Source organism: Streptomyces hygroscopicus subsp. hygroscopicus, assembly GCF_030269125.1.
Lineage (GTDB): Bacteria > Actinomycetota > Actinomycetes > Streptomycetales > Streptomycetaceae > Streptomyces > Streptomyces hygroscopicus_C.
Genome location: NZ_BSSM01000001.1, coordinates 771977 through 786921, shown reverse-complemented (window position 1 = coordinate 786921; position 14945 = coordinate 771977). Strand labels below are relative to the sequence as shown.

12 protein-coding genes and 1 pseudogene are annotated in these 14945 nt (G+C 74.7%); 3 read left to right on the top strand and 10 right to left on the bottom strand.

Features of this window, described 5'->3' with window-relative positions; genetic code table 11:
- Positions 1 to 2: 2 nt before the first annotated feature.
- The 3 genes and pseudogenes from QSK45_RS03315 to QSK45_RS03305 all read right to left on the bottom strand — a co-directional run bounded on the left by QSK45_RS03315 (position 3) and on the right by QSK45_RS03305 (position 3871).
- A pseudogene (locus QSK45_RS03315) lies at positions 3 to 1458 on the bottom strand (alpha/beta hydrolase).
- A gap of 107 nt (positions 1459 to 1565) precedes the next feature.
- Complete coding sequence (locus QSK45_RS03310; protein ID WP_285552994.1) at positions 1566 to 2351, bottom strand: TIGR04222 domain-containing membrane protein; 786 nt, start codon at positions 2349 to 2351, stop codon at positions 1566 to 1568.
- A gap of 179 nt (positions 2352 to 2530) precedes the next feature.
- The gene (locus QSK45_RS03305) at positions 2531 to 3871 is read right to left on the bottom strand and encodes an MbnB/TglH/ChrH family RiPP precursor modification enzyme (RefSeq protein WP_285552992.1); all 1341 of its coding nucleotides are present in this window, start codon (positions 3869 to 3871) and stop codon (positions 2531 to 2533) included.
- A 474-nt stretch (positions 3872 to 4345) separates the two neighbouring features.
- Between QSK45_RS03305 and QSK45_RS03300 the strand changes: the two genes are divergently transcribed.
- On the top strand, positions 4346 to 4888 hold the full coding sequence (locus tag QSK45_RS03300) for a helix-turn-helix domain-containing protein (protein WP_285552990.1): 543 nt from the start codon (positions 4346 to 4348) through the stop codon (positions 4886 to 4888).
- 57 nt (positions 4889 to 4945) lie between these two features.
- On the opposite strand, the gene QSK45_RS03295 is transcribed toward QSK45_RS03300, so the two are convergent.
- The 6 genes from QSK45_RS03295 to QSK45_RS03270 all read right to left on the bottom strand — a co-directional run bounded on the left by QSK45_RS03295 (position 4946) and on the right by QSK45_RS03270 (position 12415).
- Positions 4946 to 6025, bottom strand: a complete 1080-nt coding sequence (locus QSK45_RS03295; protein ID WP_285552989.1) for a peptidase C39 family protein — start codon at positions 6023 to 6025, stop codon at positions 4946 to 4948.
- Between the two features lie 55 nt (positions 6026 to 6080).
- Positions 6081 to 7787 carry an ABC transporter ATP-binding protein gene (locus QSK45_RS03290; RefSeq protein ID WP_285552987.1) on the bottom strand — a complete coding sequence of 569 codons (1707 nt, stop codon included), beginning with the start codon at positions 7785 to 7787 and terminating at the stop codon, positions 6081 to 6083.
- On the bottom strand, positions 7784 to 8611 hold the full coding sequence (locus QSK45_RS03285; RefSeq protein WP_285552986.1) for an ABC transporter permease: 828 nt from the start codon (positions 8609 to 8611) through the stop codon (positions 7784 to 7786). Before QSK45_RS03285 ends, QSK45_RS03290 begins: the two co-directional genes overlap by 4 nt.
- An 8-nt stretch (positions 8612 to 8619) precedes the next feature.
- Entirely contained in the window at positions 8620 to 9576 is a 957-nt protein-coding gene (locus tag QSK45_RS03280; protein WP_285552985.1) for an ABC transporter permease, read from the bottom strand.
- On the bottom strand, positions 9573 to 11216 hold the full coding sequence (locus QSK45_RS03275; RefSeq protein WP_285552984.1) for an ABC transporter substrate-binding protein: 1644 nt from the start codon (positions 11214 to 11216) through the stop codon (positions 9573 to 9575). The genes QSK45_RS03280 and QSK45_RS03275 overlap by 4 nt, the downstream gene beginning before the upstream one ends.
- A gap of 488 nt (positions 11217 to 11704) precedes the next feature.
- Positions 11705 to 12415 (bottom strand): peptidyl-tRNA hydrolase, encoded by a 711-nt coding sequence (locus QSK45_RS03270; protein ID WP_285552983.1) that lies wholly within the window; start codon positions 12413 to 12415, stop codon positions 11705 to 11707.
- Positions 12416 to 12515: 100 nt separating this feature from the next.
- Here QSK45_RS03270 and QSK45_RS03265 point away from each other — a divergent pair, with 100 nt between their 5' ends.
- Together QSK45_RS03265 and QSK45_RS03260 are read left to right on the top strand one after the other, a co-directional pair.
- Positions 12516 to 13373 (top strand): ABC transporter ATP-binding protein, encoded by an 858-nt coding sequence (locus QSK45_RS03265; RefSeq protein WP_285552982.1) that lies wholly within the window; start codon positions 12516 to 12518, stop codon positions 13371 to 13373.
- Positions 13370 to 14041: an ABC transporter gene (locus QSK45_RS03260; RefSeq protein ID WP_285552980.1), complete on the top strand. Its 672-nt coding sequence runs from the start codon at positions 13370 to 13372 to the stop codon at positions 14039 to 14041. Before QSK45_RS03265 ends, QSK45_RS03260 begins: the two co-directional genes overlap by 4 nt.
- Positions 14042 to 14044: 3 nt before the next feature.
- Here the strand turns inward: QSK45_RS03260 and QSK45_RS03255 are convergent, their stop codons facing one another.
- Entirely contained in the window at positions 14045 to 14899 is an 855-nt protein-coding gene (locus QSK45_RS03255) for a polysaccharide deacetylase family protein (RefSeq protein WP_285552979.1), read from the bottom strand.
- Positions 14900 to 14945 lie beyond the last annotated feature (46 nt).

Genomic DNA, 14945 nt, shown 5'->3' with positions numbered 1-14945 from the left:
GCTCAGCCCGCTGCCCGGCCCCGGCCGGGCTCGGGCTCGGCGCGGGGCGCGCACGACGCGTTCCGCGCCGGGAGGCGGCCCTTCAGCAGGTAGTCGTTCGTACAGCTGTTCACGCAGCCGTTGGGGCCGCCACCCGATACCGTGCGTGCTCGCGCCCCGCTCGGTCACCAGCAGCGAGCCGGCCGGCCGCCGGTTCATCTCCGGGGCCCCCGGGTACGGCGCCGCCGCGTCCCGCTCGGCCGCGAGGATCAGCACCGGCGGGCAGCGCGCCGGGGGCGGTGCGCACGTCCTGCGGCCGTTGCCGGGGCGCGGGCCAGTACGCGCACGGCAGGTTCATCCACGCGTTGTCCCAGGTCTCGAAGGGCGCGACGCGGGCCAGCCGGGTGTCGTCCCGGTCCCACACCGCCCAGTCCCTGGGCCAGGGCGCGTCGTTGCACTCGACGGCCGTGTACACCGCGGCGCCGTTCTCCGCCGCCGCGGCCGACCCGGCTCGCGGTGAGGCCAGCGCGACCAGCGGCTCGGGGTCGCCGCGCAGATAGGCGGAGAGGGCGGCGGCCCGGCTCGGCCAGTAGTCGTCGTCGTACCCGGCCGTCAGGAACACGTTCTGCAACTGGCCGGGCCCGACCTTCCCGCCCGCCGGCCTCCGGGCGAGCCGCGCGGCCGCCGTGTCGTAACCGCCTGCACCTTCTTCGGCGTGTCGCCGAGCCCGTAGACGTCGTCGTGCCGCGCGATCCAGTCCCGCACGTCCGCCCAGCGCCTCTCGAACGCGGCCGGCTGGTCGAGGTTGCCGCGGTACCAGACCTTGGCCGGGTCCGGGTCCACCGCCGCGTCCAGCACCATCCGGCGGACGTGGGAGGGGAACATCGCCGCGTACAGGGAGCCGTAGTAGGTGCCGTACGACGCGCCCATGAACGTCAGCCGGTCCTCGCCCAGCGCGGCCCGCAGCACCTCCAGGTCCCGCGCGTTGTTCAGGGAGGTGAAGAAACGCAGCCCGGGTCCCGAGCGCGGGGCGTGGCCGACGAGGTCGTACGCGGCGGCGACGTGCTGCCAGACGGGCAGCGTGCCGGCCAGCGCGAAGTACATGCCGGAGGCGCCGGGGCCGCCCGGGTCGTAGACGAGGGCGCCCTGCCGGGGGACCGCGCGCTCGCCGTCCCGGCCGGTGGCGGGGGTGCGGCTGACGGTCAGCCGGATCCGCTCGCCGTCGGGGCGGGCGTAGTCGAGCGGGACGGACACGGTGCCGCAGCGCAGGCCGGCGGGGGAGTGCGGGACGGGCGGCACGTCGGCCGGGTCGCAGGCGCCGTAGTGGATTCCGGTCGCGCCGGCCCGGAGGGCGGCCACGGTGGTGCCGCGCGGCTCGGCGGCGCCGGAGACATCTCGCGCGGTACCCCCGGCCGGAGCGGTGGCCAGGGTGGTCAGCAGCAAGGAGGCGGCGGCCGAGTGGAGGGCGACGGCTTTCATCCGGCATCCCTTCGTTCCCGCGGTGGACACCAGGGATGTTTCGGTCCGTCGTGGGGGAAGGCAAGCACCGCCCGGCCGGTGTCGGCCGGCCGTGCCCCGACGCGCCCCTACTCCCCGCGCGGCGCGTCGCGGTGCGCGAAGGCGGCGCGCAGCTCCGGTTCGCCGATGGCGCGGATGCCGCGCAGTGCGACGGACACGAGGAACGGCCGCTCCGCGCCGCCGCGCTGCCGCAGCAGCGCGCCCAGGAGCCGCTGCCCGGCGGGGGAGGCCCAGGGCGAGTACGGGTGCACCTCGAACCGCGCGATGGCCAGGCAGCTCAGCGACAGCGTGAACGGCAGGAGGAACCACAGGCCCACCATGAGCCGCGAGGTGTCGGCCTGCGCGGGCAGCAGCAGCGCGGTGACGGCGAGGACCGCCACGGCGAGCGCGGCGGTCCGCACCTGGCGTACCGCCGCGCCGATGGTGGGGCCCGCGGTGTCGGGGACGGCGAGGCCGGTCCGCACGAGGCGGTCGGCGAGGCGGCGCACGGCGTCGGCGCGGGCCGCGCGGGTGCGCACCGGCGCGATCCTCGACTGGCCCTCGGGGCCGATCGCTCCTATGACGGACCGCTCGATGTCGTCCCGGCCGTGCGGGTCGACGACGGTGGCCCAGCCGGTGTGGGCGAGGAGCAGGCGTCGCTGGCGGGCCATGGAGAGGAGGGTGACGTCGGCGACGCGGGTGGGCCCTCCGGACAGGAACGCCGCCTCGTACAGCGTCAGATCGCGTTCCGCGCCCCCCGCTCCGCGGTCCGTGCCCGTGTCCGTCGCCGCGGCGCGGACCGCCGCCAGGCAGAGCCGAGTGCAGGCCGTACCGGCGAACACCCAGGCGGGGAGCAGGAGGAGGAGCCAGAGCATGAGGTGCTTTGTACGTCAGGGGCGCGGGTGGACGCCAGGTCTTTTCACATGCGGAGCGGGTCCCGCCGGTTCGGGTCTGTTGCCGGGTGTGGGGGTGTCGTGGTTCGGGTCCGGCGCGACAGTGCTCTGTGTGCCGCTCGTGCCATCCGTCCCCTCGGTGCCGGTCCTGACCGGTGTGGTCACCACTGCCGTGGTTGCCGCCGGTTCGGGTCCGTTGCCGGGTGTGGGGGTGTCGTGGTTCGGGTCCGTCGCGACAGCGCTCTGTGTGCCGCCCGTGCCATCCGTCCCCTCGGTGCCGGTCCCGACCGGTCCAGCCACCACTCCCGCAGCTCCCGCCGCGGCACCCCGGCCCGCTCCCCCTCCATCAGGAACCCCGCGAAGTCGAGCGCGTCCCACCGGTATCCCCCGCGCATCGGCCGCTCGCGCGCGTACTCCGCGAACGCCTCCCGGTACGACGCCCCCAGCATCACCGGCAGTTCGGGCGCCACCTTCGCCACCACATCCGCGCGCTTCGAGGCGAGTGCCCGCGCCTGCACCCCCATCCGCGCCCGGTCGAACCCCTCGGGCAACGGTGTCCCGGCCACCAGCGAGGACAGGACGGCGGCCTGTGCGACCCCGAGCCGCTGACGCGCCTCCCCGGCATCCGCGTCCCCCGCGCGCGCCGACGGACCGGGCCGCGCGGCCGAGTCCACCCGGCCCCCGCCCTCCACCACCTTTCTGATCCGCGCCAACTCCCGCTCCAGCTCGCGCGGTTCGGGGAAGTTCTCGTCGCGCTCCAGCAGGACCCCGGGCGGGGCCACCCGCGCGACGAGGTCGGCCAGGATGCCGAGCACCGCGTCCGGCACGGGATGCGCGTGGCTGTCGTGCCACACGCCGTCCCGCTCGACACCGCCCGCGACATGGACGTAGGCGATCGCCTCCAGGGGCAGCTCGCCCAGCGCTCGGGCCGGATCCTCCCCCCGGTTGACGTGGTTGGTGTGCAGGTTGGCCACGTCGACGAGAAGCCGTACGCCGGTCCGCTCGGCCAGCTCGTACAGGAACTGCCCCTCGGTCAGCTCCTCACCCGGCCAGGAGAACAGCGCGGCGATGTTCTCCACGGCGAGCGGCACCGGCAGCGCGTCCTGCGCGATGCGCACGTTCTCGCACAGCACGTCCAGCGCGTCCCGGGTACGCGGCACGGGCAGCAGATGCCCCGCCTCCAGCCGCGGCGAGGCGGTGAGCGCGCCACCCGCCCGCACGAACGCGATGTGCTCGGTGACCAGCGGCGATCCGAGCGCCTCCACACGCTCGGCGAGCGCCGCGAGCCGCCCGGCGTCGGGGCGTTCCGCGCCGCCGAGTCCGAGGGAGACCCCGTGCGGCACCACGGTGACCCCACGCTCCCGCAACCGGCCCAGCGACTCGGGGAGATGGCCCGGACAGACGTTCTCCGCCACCACCTCCACCCACTCGATGCCGGGCATGCGCTCCACCGCGTCAGCGATCTCCGGCCGCCAGCCGATCCCCGTTCCCAGTCTCCGCATGACCGTCCCCCTCCGCGCCCCCGGCGCCCGCGTCGTACATGACCCCGCCGGCCCGTCCCGAATCCCCTCCGGCCGCCTTCAGAGCAACATTTGAGGTTCGGCCCGGCGCAAGCGGATCTCCGACGAGTCGGCCGCGCCCGCCTCCTCGGGCCGGCCGTCGGCATCGTCCGCGGTGGTCGTCGAAGGAGGGGGCGGGGAGCCCGGCGCCCGGACGGACCGACCGGCCCGCACGCCGGGCGTGACGACCCGCCGCCGCTCGGGAGCGGCCGCGCGTCCCCCCGCCGTACGGCGCGCGCAGCGGGACTCGGCGGTGACCGGCCCCGAGCGCGGCGGCCGGGGACCGCACCCGGCGCGGTGCCCGCCCGGGAGGCACGCCGCGGTGCACGGCGTCGGGATCCGCCGCCGCCGCGGTCCCGCGGAGGTGTCCGCCGGCCGGGGCCGGGCCGTGCCCGGGGCCATGTAGGGTTCCCGGGGATGAACGACGCAACGGAGCGGCTGCGCTCGGCGATTGCCGCGAATCTGCGATACGCCCGGCATGCCCAGGAACTGAGTCTTCGCGACCTCGCCGACCGCGCGGGTGTCAGCAAGGCCCTGCTGTCGCAGCTGGAGCGGGGGGTCGCCAACCCCACCCTGGAGGTGCTCCTGGCGGTCGGCGCCGCCCTCGGCCTGGATCTCGCCGAGCTGATCCGGACCCCGCTCTACGAGCCGCAGGTGCTGCCGGCCCATGTCGTGGAGGCCGGTACCCGCACCCTGTTCTCCAGCCCGGACCGGCGTCGTGTGGAGTTCTACGAGGCCACCGTGGCCGCCCGGCACTCCCACGAGAGCGCCCCGCACGGCCGCGGGTCCGACGAGTTCACCTATGTGGTGTCCGGGCAGGTGACGCTGGAGGTCGGGCAGTGGTCGGTGCCGCTGCGGACGGGTGAGGCGGTGCGTTTCTCCGGCGAGGCCGAGCACCGGTACGTCGCGGGCGGGCGGCCGGTGCGGCTGGTCACCGTGCTGTCGATGCCTTCGGAGTGACGGCCGCCGGGCGGACACCGGACGCATGAGGGCCGCCCGGTGCCGGTGCCCCGCGCCTCAGTGGCCCAAGCCCTCGCCGCGCAGCAGCAGCAGGCCCCGGTAGCTGGGCTTTCCGTACCAGGCCAGCCGGTCCAGGGTCGCCGCGGGCAGCGGGAGGTCGTGCGCGTCCAGGTAGGTCTCGCCCAGGTGCGCGTCGGTCCACGGATCGTTGGCGTAGAAGGTGTCCCCGTCCACGTCGTGCACCACGATCCAGTGCGGACAGCTCTCGTCGTGCATGCCGAACTGCTCGACCAGGACCAGCGCGAGGGCGCCGTCGGCGAGTGCCGCGCGCAGGGTGTCCAGGTCGAAGGTCTCGGTGCGCACGCTCAGGCCGCGCTCGGCGGCCTCCGCGCGGAAGCCCCGCTGGACGAAGGCGTGCAGATCCCGGTCCTCGTCGTCGCGGCACAGTTCGAGCAGGACGGGCCGTTCGGTGGACAACAGCACCTGGGGGACCGCGCCGCGGTCGGCCGCCGCCAGGGCGAGGCCCAGCGGGTCGCAGCCGCCGGCGGTGGTGGCCCGGCGCCACAGCCGCAGCTCGTCCTCCCGGGTGGGCCGCGCGAGCAGCCCGAGCGCGGACAGGCCCATCTGCAGTGCCACCGGCCCGCAGGTGAAGTCGGTGGTCTGCCGCATGTAGGGCACCGTCCGGCGGGGTGCTCCGCCGCGGTGGCGCACCTGGCCGAAGACGGTTCCGGGCTGGTGCGGTCCGGCCACCGGTCCGGCCCAGCGGGGGGCCGGCGCCTCCGCCCAGCCGTAGTCCAGCGAGCGCCGCCAGGCGTCGTCCCGGGCACGGAACTCGCGCTTGACCACGACGGCCCCCTCGCGCCAGGCCCGCTGCTCCAGGGTCTCGACCAGCAGCCGCTCGGTGGGGGGTTCCGGCGCCCAGACGTCGACGATCTTCCGGTACGCGGTCAGCGGGCGGTGTACCTCGAAGGCGGCTCCCACCAGTTCGCCGTCGACCCTGGCGGTGGCCAGGGTGGCGACCTGGACACCGCCGCGCCGGCTCCAGCGCCGCAGCAGTTCCTCGGGCAGGGCGCCGAGCCCGTCGGCGACGTCGGCCACATCGCCGGTCACCGGTAGTACGTCGACGTGCACAGACACGGGTTCTTCCTCTTTCTCGCTCGGGGTGCCGGGCGTGGCCCGGCTCCCGCCGCGGCTAACGGGCGGCGGGCCGACAGGCCAGCAGGCGCCGGGTGTACGGATGGGTGGGGGCGGACAGCACGGTGTGCGCCGGACCGCTCTCCACCACACGCCCCCGGTACATGACGTGCACCCGGTCCCCGACCTGCCGGGCCACGGCCAGGTCGTGGGTGATGAAGACCAGGGACAGCCCCAGTTCGCGGCGCAGCCTGGACAGCAGGTTGAGCACCCCGGCCTGCACCGAGACGTCCAGCGCGGACACCGACTCGTCGCAGATCAGGACCTTGGGGCGCGGGGCGAGTGCCCGTGCGATGGCCACCCGCTGCCGTTCCCCGCCGGACAGCGCGCGGGGCCGGCGGCGGGCGTGGTCGGCGGGCAGCCCGACGAGGGCGAGCAGTCCGGCCACATCCGAGGCCGGCCGCCCGGCGACGGCCAGCGCCTCACGCAGGCAGGCACCGATGGTGAGGCCGGGGTTGAGCGCGGAGTACGGATCCTGGAACACGATCTGTATCCGCTGGGGTCCGGCCGGGAGGCCGGGAATCTCGACGGTGCCCTCGTCGGGCCGCTCCAGGCCCACGATGCAGCGCGCCAGCGTGGTCTTGCCGGAGCCTGATTCGCCGACCACGGCGACCGCCTCGCCCTGGCGTACCGTCAGGTCGACCCCGTCCAGCGCCGGGTGCGGGGCGCCCCGGAAGCGCTTCGCGAGACCGCGGACGGTCAGTGCCGGGGCGGCCCCCTCCCGCGCACCGCCGTGCTCGGGTGCCTCGGCGACCGGCGGCCGCGGGTCGGCCTGTCCGATCCGCAGGCAGGCCGCCAGATGGCCGGGGCGCACCTCGACCGCCCGGGGCACGGTGGTGCGGCAGGCGTCGACGGTCAGGGCGCAGCGCGCCGCGAAGGAGCACTCGACGCCCACGGTGTGCGGTGGCGGCACCGATCCGGGGATGGCCGGCAGCGACGCCAGCCGCACGTCCAGCGGCGGGTCGCAGGCGGCCAGCCGTGCCGTATAGGGGTGTGCGGGCCGCTCCAGGACCTCGCTGCCCGGACCTCTCTCCAGCACGCGCCCGGCGTACATGACCATGATCTGGTCGGCGCGGCTGCGGGCCACGGCGAGGTCATGGGTGATGAGGACGACGCCCATCCGCCGGACGCGCTGCAACCGGGCGATCAGGTCCAGCACCTCGGCCTGGGTGCTCACGTCCAGGGCCGTGGTCGGCTCGTCGGCGATGAGCAGCTGGGGGTCGCCCGCGAGGGCGGCGGCGATGGCCACCCGCTGGCGCATTCCTCCGGAGAGTTCGAAGGGGTGGCGGCGGGCCACCTCGGCGGGCAGCCCGACCTCGGCCAGCAGTTCGGCCACCCGCTGGGCGCGGCGGTGCCGGTCGGCCACCGCCCAGCCGATCTGTGTTCCACAGCGGTGGAGCGGCGAGAGGGAGGTGAACGGATCCTGCGGCAGGGTGACGATCCGGGAGCCGCGGATCCGCCTCCACTGCGGCGCCGAGCCGTCGGGGTCCAGCGGTTCGCCGTCCAGTTCGATCTCGCCGGTGGCGTGCAGGCCGCGCGGCAGCAGGCCGCTGAGCGCCTTCACGGCGAGCGACTTCCCGGAGCCGGACTCGCCGACGACGCCCAGCGTGCCGCCGTGTTCCAGGCTGAGGTCCACGTCGGTGACGATGGTGCCCTGCGGGCCGGTGACCCGCAGACCGCGGACGCGCAGCAGCGGCGCGTTCATCGGACCGCCACCGTACGGTCCAGACGCTCGAAGACCCAGTCGCCGAGCAGGTTGACGGCGGTCGCGGTGAGGATGATGAGTACTCCCGGGACGATCGAGGCGAGCGGGTTGTCGCCGAGCAGGTCACGGCCGTCGGCCAGTTGTCTTCCCCAGTCCGGCGCGCCCGGGGGCGCACCGAGTCCGAGGTAGGACAGCGAGGACAGCGCGACCAGGGCGAAGGCCACGTTGAGCAGCACGTTGGCGACGACGGTGGGCACGATGTTGGGCAGGATGTGCCGGATCATGATCCGTCCGGGCCTGATGCCCAGCAGCCGAGCCGAGTCGATGTACGGGCGGGTGGTCTGCTCCAGTACGGCGGCTCTGACCAGGCGGACGTCCGAGGGTGAGAACAGCACCGTCAGAACGGCGACGGTGACCCAGTAGCCGCCGCCCAGCAGCCCGGCCACCACCACGGCGAGCAGTACCGCGGGGAGCGCCAGCACCAGATCGGTGTAGCGGCCGACGAGCGCGTCCAGCACTCCGCCGTGGTAGCCGGCGATCATGCCGAGCCAGGCGCCGAGCAGCATGGAGCCGCAGGCCACCAGCACCGGGCCGACCAGCGCCGAGCGCGCCCCGGCGACCGACAGTTGCAGGATGTCGCGCCCCAGCTGGTCGGTGCCGAGGAGATGGCCGTCCACCCCGGCGCCCACCACACCGGTGTAGAGGTTCTGGTCCAGTGCGTGCGGGGCGATCAGGGTGCCCGCCGCCGCGCACAGCGCGGCGGCCACCAGCAGCAGGGCCGAGAGGGCGGGGGCCAGCGGCCCTCGGCTTCTTGTCGTCCTCATTGTTCTCCTCACCGCGCCATCCGGTTGCGTATGCGCGGGTCGACCGTCAGATAGGCGAGGTCGGCCAGCAGCGCGGTCAGCGAGATCAACACGGCCACCACCACGGTCAGTGCCTGCACCACCGGGAAGTCCTTGAACAGGACCGACTGCTCCAGGAGCGCGCCCAGGCCGGGCAGCGCGAAGGTCACCTCGGCCAGCAGGGTGCCGCCGAACAGGTAGCCGACCATCAGCGCGAGGCTCGTGAGGACGGGGACGGCGGCGTTGCGCAGCACGATCCCCAGCACCCTGGCGCGTCCCAGGCCCCGGCTGCGGGCGAAGACCACGTAGTCCTCGTCCAGCTCGCGGGCCACCGCCGCCCGGGTCAGCTTCACCACGAAGGCTCCGAGGCCCAGGGCGAGGGTGACCGCGGGCAGGACCAGGTGCCACAGGCTGTCGAGGAACCCGGAGCCGGTCCCGTAGACCGGGAACCAGCCCAGGCCCACCGCGAACACGTACAGCAGGATCAGGCCCACCGCGAACCCGGGGGCGCTGATCCCGACCACGGACCAGCCCACCAGCGCCCGGTCCAGCCATTCACCGCGGTGCAGCGCCGCGACCACCCCGGCGGGGACCGCGGCCAGCACCGACAGCAGGAAGGCGAGACCGGAGACCGCCGCCGTCAGACCCAGGCGCTCGCGCATCATCCGGCCGACCGGCGCACCGGTGCGGATGGAGGTGCCGAAGTCACCGGTGAGCGCGTGCGACAGCCAGTGCGTGTACTGCCACAGGAAGGGCTTGTCCAGGTGGTACTGCGCCCGGACCTGGTCGAGCGCCTGCGGTGTGGCGTTCCTCGTGCCCAGCAGATTGCGGGCGATGTCCCCGGGCGCAAGGAACATCAGCCCGTACACCAGCAGCGACAGCGCGAGCAGCAGCAGCACCGTCATGCCCAGGCGGCGGACGAGGAAGACGAGGATCTGCCGGGTCATCTCGCCGCGTACACCCGGCTCGGCCACTCACCCAGCAGGGTGTAGGAGGTGTAGTCCTTCAGCCCCACCGCGTCGGTCAGCGCGACGGCGGACTGGCCCCACCACAACGGCGCGTAGGCGACGTCGGCGGCCTGGGCGCTCTGCGCCTGGATCAGCAGCTCGGCGCGCTTCGCCGGGTCCGCCTCGGTTCCGGCTTCGGTGAGCAGGGCGGTGACCCGGCGGTTGGCGTACCGGGCGGGGTTGTCCGCGCCGAGCAGCCAGGAGGCCAGCTCACCGGGGTCGCCGGTGGTGTTGAAGTACCACATGTAGCCGAGGCCCGGGTGGGTGCCGAGCCGGGAGAGCCACTGCTCGATGGGGAGTTCCTCGACGTGCAGGGTGATGCCGATCTTCTTCAGGTCGGCGGCCAGCGCCAGCGCGGCCGTGCCCAGCTGCGGGCCGGTGTCGGGGTAGGAGATGCTCGTGGTGAAGCCCTTGGGCACGGAGGACTCGGCCAGTTCCCGCCGGGCCTCGTCCAGGCTGTAGTCGTACTGCGGGACCGCCGCCAGCCGCCGGGTGGCCTCGGCGGAGCTCCACAGGCCGCCGAACTGCTCGGGGGTGGACAGCGCGGTGGCGACCGCCCCGTGGCCGCGCAGGATGTCCCGGACGATCGCCTGCCGGTCGACGGCGTGGGCGATGGCCTTGCGCACGTGCGCGTCGTCGAACGGTTTGACGGTGGTGTTGAAGGTCAGTCCGACGTAGGAGCGGTCCGGGCTGTAGACGACCCGGGTGCGCGGGGCGCTCTCCCACTGGCGGAAGGCGGCCGGCGGTACGTTGAGCGCGAGGTCCGCCTTGCCGGCCTTCCAGGCCAGTAGCCGGGTGTTGTCGTCGGGGATGAAGTCGAACCGGATCCTGGCGGCCTTCGGGGCGGTGCCCCACCAGGTGTCCACCCGCTCCAACTCCACGTGCGAGTCGGGGGCGAAGTCGGTGACCTTGTACGGGCCGGAGCCCAGCGGCAGCGCGGAGGCCGTGCCGATCCTGCCCCCGGCCTTCCGCCAGGTGCTCTTGGGGAGGATCCACAGGGCGTCGGCGTTGGAGGGGAGCCAGACGAAGGACTCGTCGCCGCTCTTGCTGGTGAGGGTGATCTCGTGGTCGCCGGTCTGCTCGGCGGTGTCGAGGTCCGCCCAGTAGGCGGCGGTGCTCGGGGAGGTCGCGGTGTCCCGGGCCCGCTCGATGGAGTAGAGGATGTCCGCCACGGTGACCGAGCTGCCGTCCTGGAACCTCGCGTCCGACCGGATCGTGTAGACGTACCGCTTGGCGCCTGCCTTGCGGACCTTGGTCGCCAGGCCGGGCACGAGCTGCCCCGACGGATCGACGCCGAACAGGCCCTCCATGCAGATGCCGGCCACGATGTAGTTGAGGATGCCGGACTCCTGGCCCGGATACAGGTTGGAGAGCGAGCCGGGCAGGGCCACGCGCAGGAGGGCGATCTGCTTGCCGGTGTCCGCGCCGGCGGTCGCGGCCGCGCCGGCGGACGCCTTCCCGGACGGCTGGGCCCCGCACGCCTCCAGGAGCGCCGAGGCCGACAGCACGCTCGCCCCGGCGAGAACGGTCTTGAGTAGGGTGCGCCGGCCGGAGGAAGCCGGTCCTGAGGTCGATGGCATGCTGAAGCACCTTCCAGACGTCTACTGGAATAGGCCGATTGGGATGCCTCAGTAAACACCTGGGTTCGTGACTCCGCTAGCGGCGACTTTCGCGGGGCGGCTCTCGGGCATCGGCTCCAGGAACGGGTGCGCCCGAGGCCCGCGGTCACGTCGCGGGACGGCGATGCCCCTCAAGTTCGCTTCGGCGGAGGGAAGTTGCGGAACCCCGGATGCCCGAGCCGGCGGGGGCCGGCCGGATCCCGCGGGCAGCCGGACACACCGCCGTTACACAGAAGACAAGAAGATGTCGCACTGCGGCACGCGCCGGCCGGCGGGGCCGGCCGGGCGGAGCGGCTCATCGGCCGCGCACCGTACCGGGAAGCCGCCCGGCCCGGGAGCGGCGCGGACGGGCGGCGGAACGCGGCCTCCTGCCCGCCCGCGTCGTCCGCGGCGTCCGCGCCGCCGCGGCGGTCCGATCACGGCTCCACCGGTGGACCGCCGGGCAGAACCTAGCCGAGCGGGCCGCTCCGGCGCAGCGCCGGATGGTCCGCGACCACCGTGCAGGAACCCGGCGCGATCTCCGTGAAACCAGCGTCCCGGACCAACGGCAGGCCGCTGTGGGTGAGCCGGGTCCACTGGGCGGGGCCGGCGGTGCGGACGGAGAGGGGGTAGCCGGCGTCCCGCCAGGCGGCGCGGGACTCCTCGGACAGGGCCCACCAGGCCAGTTGGGCGCCGTGCCCGGTCTGGGCCATGGTCTTGCCGGCGGACATCGCCAGCTCCGGGTTGAGCCACAGCACGGGCTCGGCACGGTCGGCGTCGAGGGGCGGCTCGGGGTCGTCGAGCTCGGTGCCGGAGACCTGGAGCCTGGCCAGGTCCTTGGGCCAGCCGTCCAGGGGGATCGGCGGGAAGACCCGTACCTGCGCGGACTTGCCGGTCACCGTGATGCCGGGCAGCGTCCCGGCGCGCCGCCACTCCGCGCCCCGGGCCCGCCGGACCACCTTGCGGATCCGGGCGTCCTCCCAGTTCCGCACCGCCTCGGCCCACTCGCCGTCGCCGAGCGCCCGCTCGTCGCCGAGCAGTGTCAGGACTGCCCGCGCGGACGTCTCCAGCGCGTCGGTACGGGCGGGCGGCGCGTCGCGCTCGATACGGACGACGAGGGGCAGCACGAACTGCGGGGCCTCGTCGCGGGGGTTCTCGGCGGGGATCGGAGAATCGCTCACGACAGGCCACCCTACGAAGCCGTCCGCCCGGCGATCAACGCGCGTCCCGCGTCGCGGGGACCGGCCCCGCGCGGCCGGTGCGCTGCACCAGAATGGCCCCATGCACCGTGACCTGCGCCTGACCGCCGTGGGCCGCCGCTACGGCGTCCGCGGCCCCTGGGTGTTACGAGGCGTCGACCTCGCCATCGCCCCAGGGACCCTGACCCGTGTCGAGGGAGCGAACGGCACCGGCAAGTCGACCCTGCTGCGCCTGCTCGCCCGGCTCGACGCGCCGACCGAGGGCCGGATCACCGGCCGGCCCCGCACGGCGTACGTGCCGGAGCGGTTCCCGTCCGCGCTGCCCTTCACGGCCGCCGGCTACCTGACCCGGCTCGGCACCGTCCACGGCCTGTCCCGCGCGTCCGCCGCCCGCGCCGCCGGGACCTGGCTGGAGCGGTTCGGCGCGGCCGCGTACGCCGGTACGCCGATGGCCCGGCTGTCCAAGGGCAGCAGTCAGAAGATCGCCGTCGCCCAGGCCCTGCTCGCCGACCCCGAACTGCTCGTCCTGGACGAGGCGTGGACCGGCCTGGACGCGGACGCGCGGGACGAACTGGAACGCGCGGTCGCCGAGCGGACCGCCGCGGGCGGCGCCGTCGTCTTCGTGGACCACGACCCGCGACGGCTGGCGGGGGCGCCGGACGCGACGTACACCGTGGACGACGGCGGGCTCCGGCCCCGTACGGACGGCGGCGGTCCGGTCGTCGGGCCGCTCGCGGTCGTGGTCGTGCACGGCGGCGGGCCGGTACCGCCCGAGGCGGCGCGGCTCGTCGCCGCCGCCGAGGAGACCGGCCCCGGACGCCACCGGCTGACCGTCCCCGCCGCCCGCTCCGACATCCTGCTGCGCACCCTGCTCGCGGCCGACCCGCCGTGGCACGTCGTCAGCGTCGTACCACCCCTCGACCCCGGGAGCCGGGCATGACCGCACTCCTGCGTTACCACGCCGAACTGCTGCTGCGCTCCCAGCGCTGGCTGGCGCCGGTGATCCTGTACGCCGCCTTCCTCGGGGTGGGGGTGCAGAGCGGTCAGCCGGTGCTGGACTCGCTCGGGTACACGGCCGCCGGGCTGCTGCCGGTCGCCGCCTGGCTCGTGCGGATCTGCGTCACCGGCGAACCGCCCGCCGCCCGCGCCGTCGTGGCCGCGCCGCACGGGCCCGGCCGGGCACACCTGGCCTGTCTGCTGACGGCGTTGATCGCGGCGGCCGTCCTCGGTACGGCGGCGACCCTCGTCGTCACCCTGATCAGCGACCCGGCGAGCAACGGCGCCCGGGTCCGGGTGCCGCGCCCGGACGCCGGCGCGGCCGGGTTGTCCGCCGTGCTCACCTGCGCGCTGCTCGGCGCGGCCGTCGGCGCGCTCACGCACTGGCCGCTGCTGCGCACCCCCGGCCGCGCGGTGCCCGCGATGCTGCTGGGCGCGCTGCTGGCGACGGTGCTCGCGGGTTCCCCGGCGCAGGCCGCGGTCAGCGGCCTGGTCACCGGTTCGCGGTCCGGCCGGGTGCCGGTCCCGCTGCTGCCGCTGGGCGGGGCGGCCCTGCTCGCCGCCGCGGCCTTCGCCGCGGCCTGCGCGCTCACCGCCCGCAGAACGCCGTGAACGTCAGCGGTGGCCCCGGCTCTCGCCGATCAGCTGGGAGACCTTCACGAACGTGTAGCCGCGCTTGCGCAGTTCCGGTACGACGGTGCGCACGACCTGCTCGGTGGTGGGGGCGGCGCTGCGGGTGCAGTGCATGACGACCACCGAGCCGGGCCGCACCCCGTCCAGCACCTGCCTGGCCACCGCGTCGGCGTCCGTCGCGAACGCGTCCCCGCTCACCACGTCCCACTGGATCGCGGTCATCCCGAGCCCGCTGAGCGCGCGCAGCGACTGCTGGTCGTAACAGCCGCCGGGGAAGCGGAAGTACGGCAGCGCGTTGCGCAGGCCCGCCTTGCGGAAGGCGGTGTACGCCCGCTCGACGTCCGAGCGCATGTGGGCGGTGTCGACGGTCGGCAGGCCGTAGCAGCTCGGGGTGAACGCGTAGTGGCTGTAGGAGTGGTTGGCGACCTCGAACTGCGGGTCGCCCCCGAGGCTGCGCGCCTCGTCCGGGTACTGCTCGGCCCAGCGGCCGGTCATGAAGATCGTCGCGGGCACCTTCAGCGTGTGCAGGGCGCCGATCAGCCCGGGGTTGTCGAAGTGCTCGCCGGCGGCGGCGCGCGGGCCCTCGTCCGCGGTCATGTCGGCGTCGAAGGTGAACGCCACGGTCTTGCCCCGATCGCGCGGGCCGTGCTCGAAGACCGGGGTGAGGCCGCCGGGGCCCGGGGCGAGCACGGGCGGGCGGGTGGGGGAAGGGGAGGCGGTGACGGGGGACTTGGCCGGGGCCGGACGGGTGCTGCGCGCGGGGTCCGTGGTCCCGCAGGCGGCGAGAGCCGCGCCCAGGGCACAGACGGCGGTGATACGGCGTGCGAGTGGGATCACCCTACGAACGTAGAGCTGATTGATCTTTTGTATGGAGATATGTCCC

What these genes read in the sequence shown, in the direction of transcription:
- QSK45_RS03260 (WP_285552980.1), top strand. Translation starts at nt 13,370, where the DNA reads ATGACCGCACTCCTGCGTTACCACGCCGAACTGCTGCTGCGCTCCCAG.
- QSK45_RS03305 (WP_285552992.1), bottom strand. Translation starts at nt 3,871, where the DNA reads ATGCGGAGACTGGGAACGGGGATCGGCTGGCGGCCGGAGATCGCTGAC.
- QSK45_RS03280 (WP_285552985.1), bottom strand. Translation starts at nt 9,576, where the DNA reads ATGACCCGGCAGATCCTCGTCTTCCTCGTCCGCCGCCTGGGCATGACG.
- QSK45_RS03290 (WP_285552987.1), bottom strand. Translation starts at nt 7,787, where the DNA reads ATGAACGCGCCGCTGCTGCGCGTCCGCGGTCTGCGGGTCACCGGCCCG.
- QSK45_RS03265 (WP_285552982.1), top strand. Translation starts at nt 12,516, where the DNA reads ATGCACCGTGACCTGCGCCTGACCGCCGTGGGCCGCCGCTACGGCGTC.
- QSK45_RS03275 (WP_285552984.1), bottom strand. Translation starts at nt 11,216, where the DNA reads ATGCCATCGACCTCAGGACCGGCTTCCTCCGGCCGGCGCACCCTACTC.
- QSK45_RS03300 (WP_285552990.1), top strand. Translation starts at nt 4,346, where the DNA reads ATGAACGACGCAACGGAGCGGCTGCGCTCGGCGATTGCCGCGAATCTG.
- QSK45_RS03285 (WP_285552986.1), bottom strand. Translation starts at nt 8,611, where the DNA reads ATGAGGACGACAAGAAGCCGAGGGCCGCTGGCCCCCGCCCTCTCGGCC.
- QSK45_RS03310 (WP_285552994.1), bottom strand. Translation starts at nt 2,351, where the DNA reads ATGCTCTGGCTCCTCCTCCTGCTCCCCGCCTGGGTGTTCGCCGGTACG.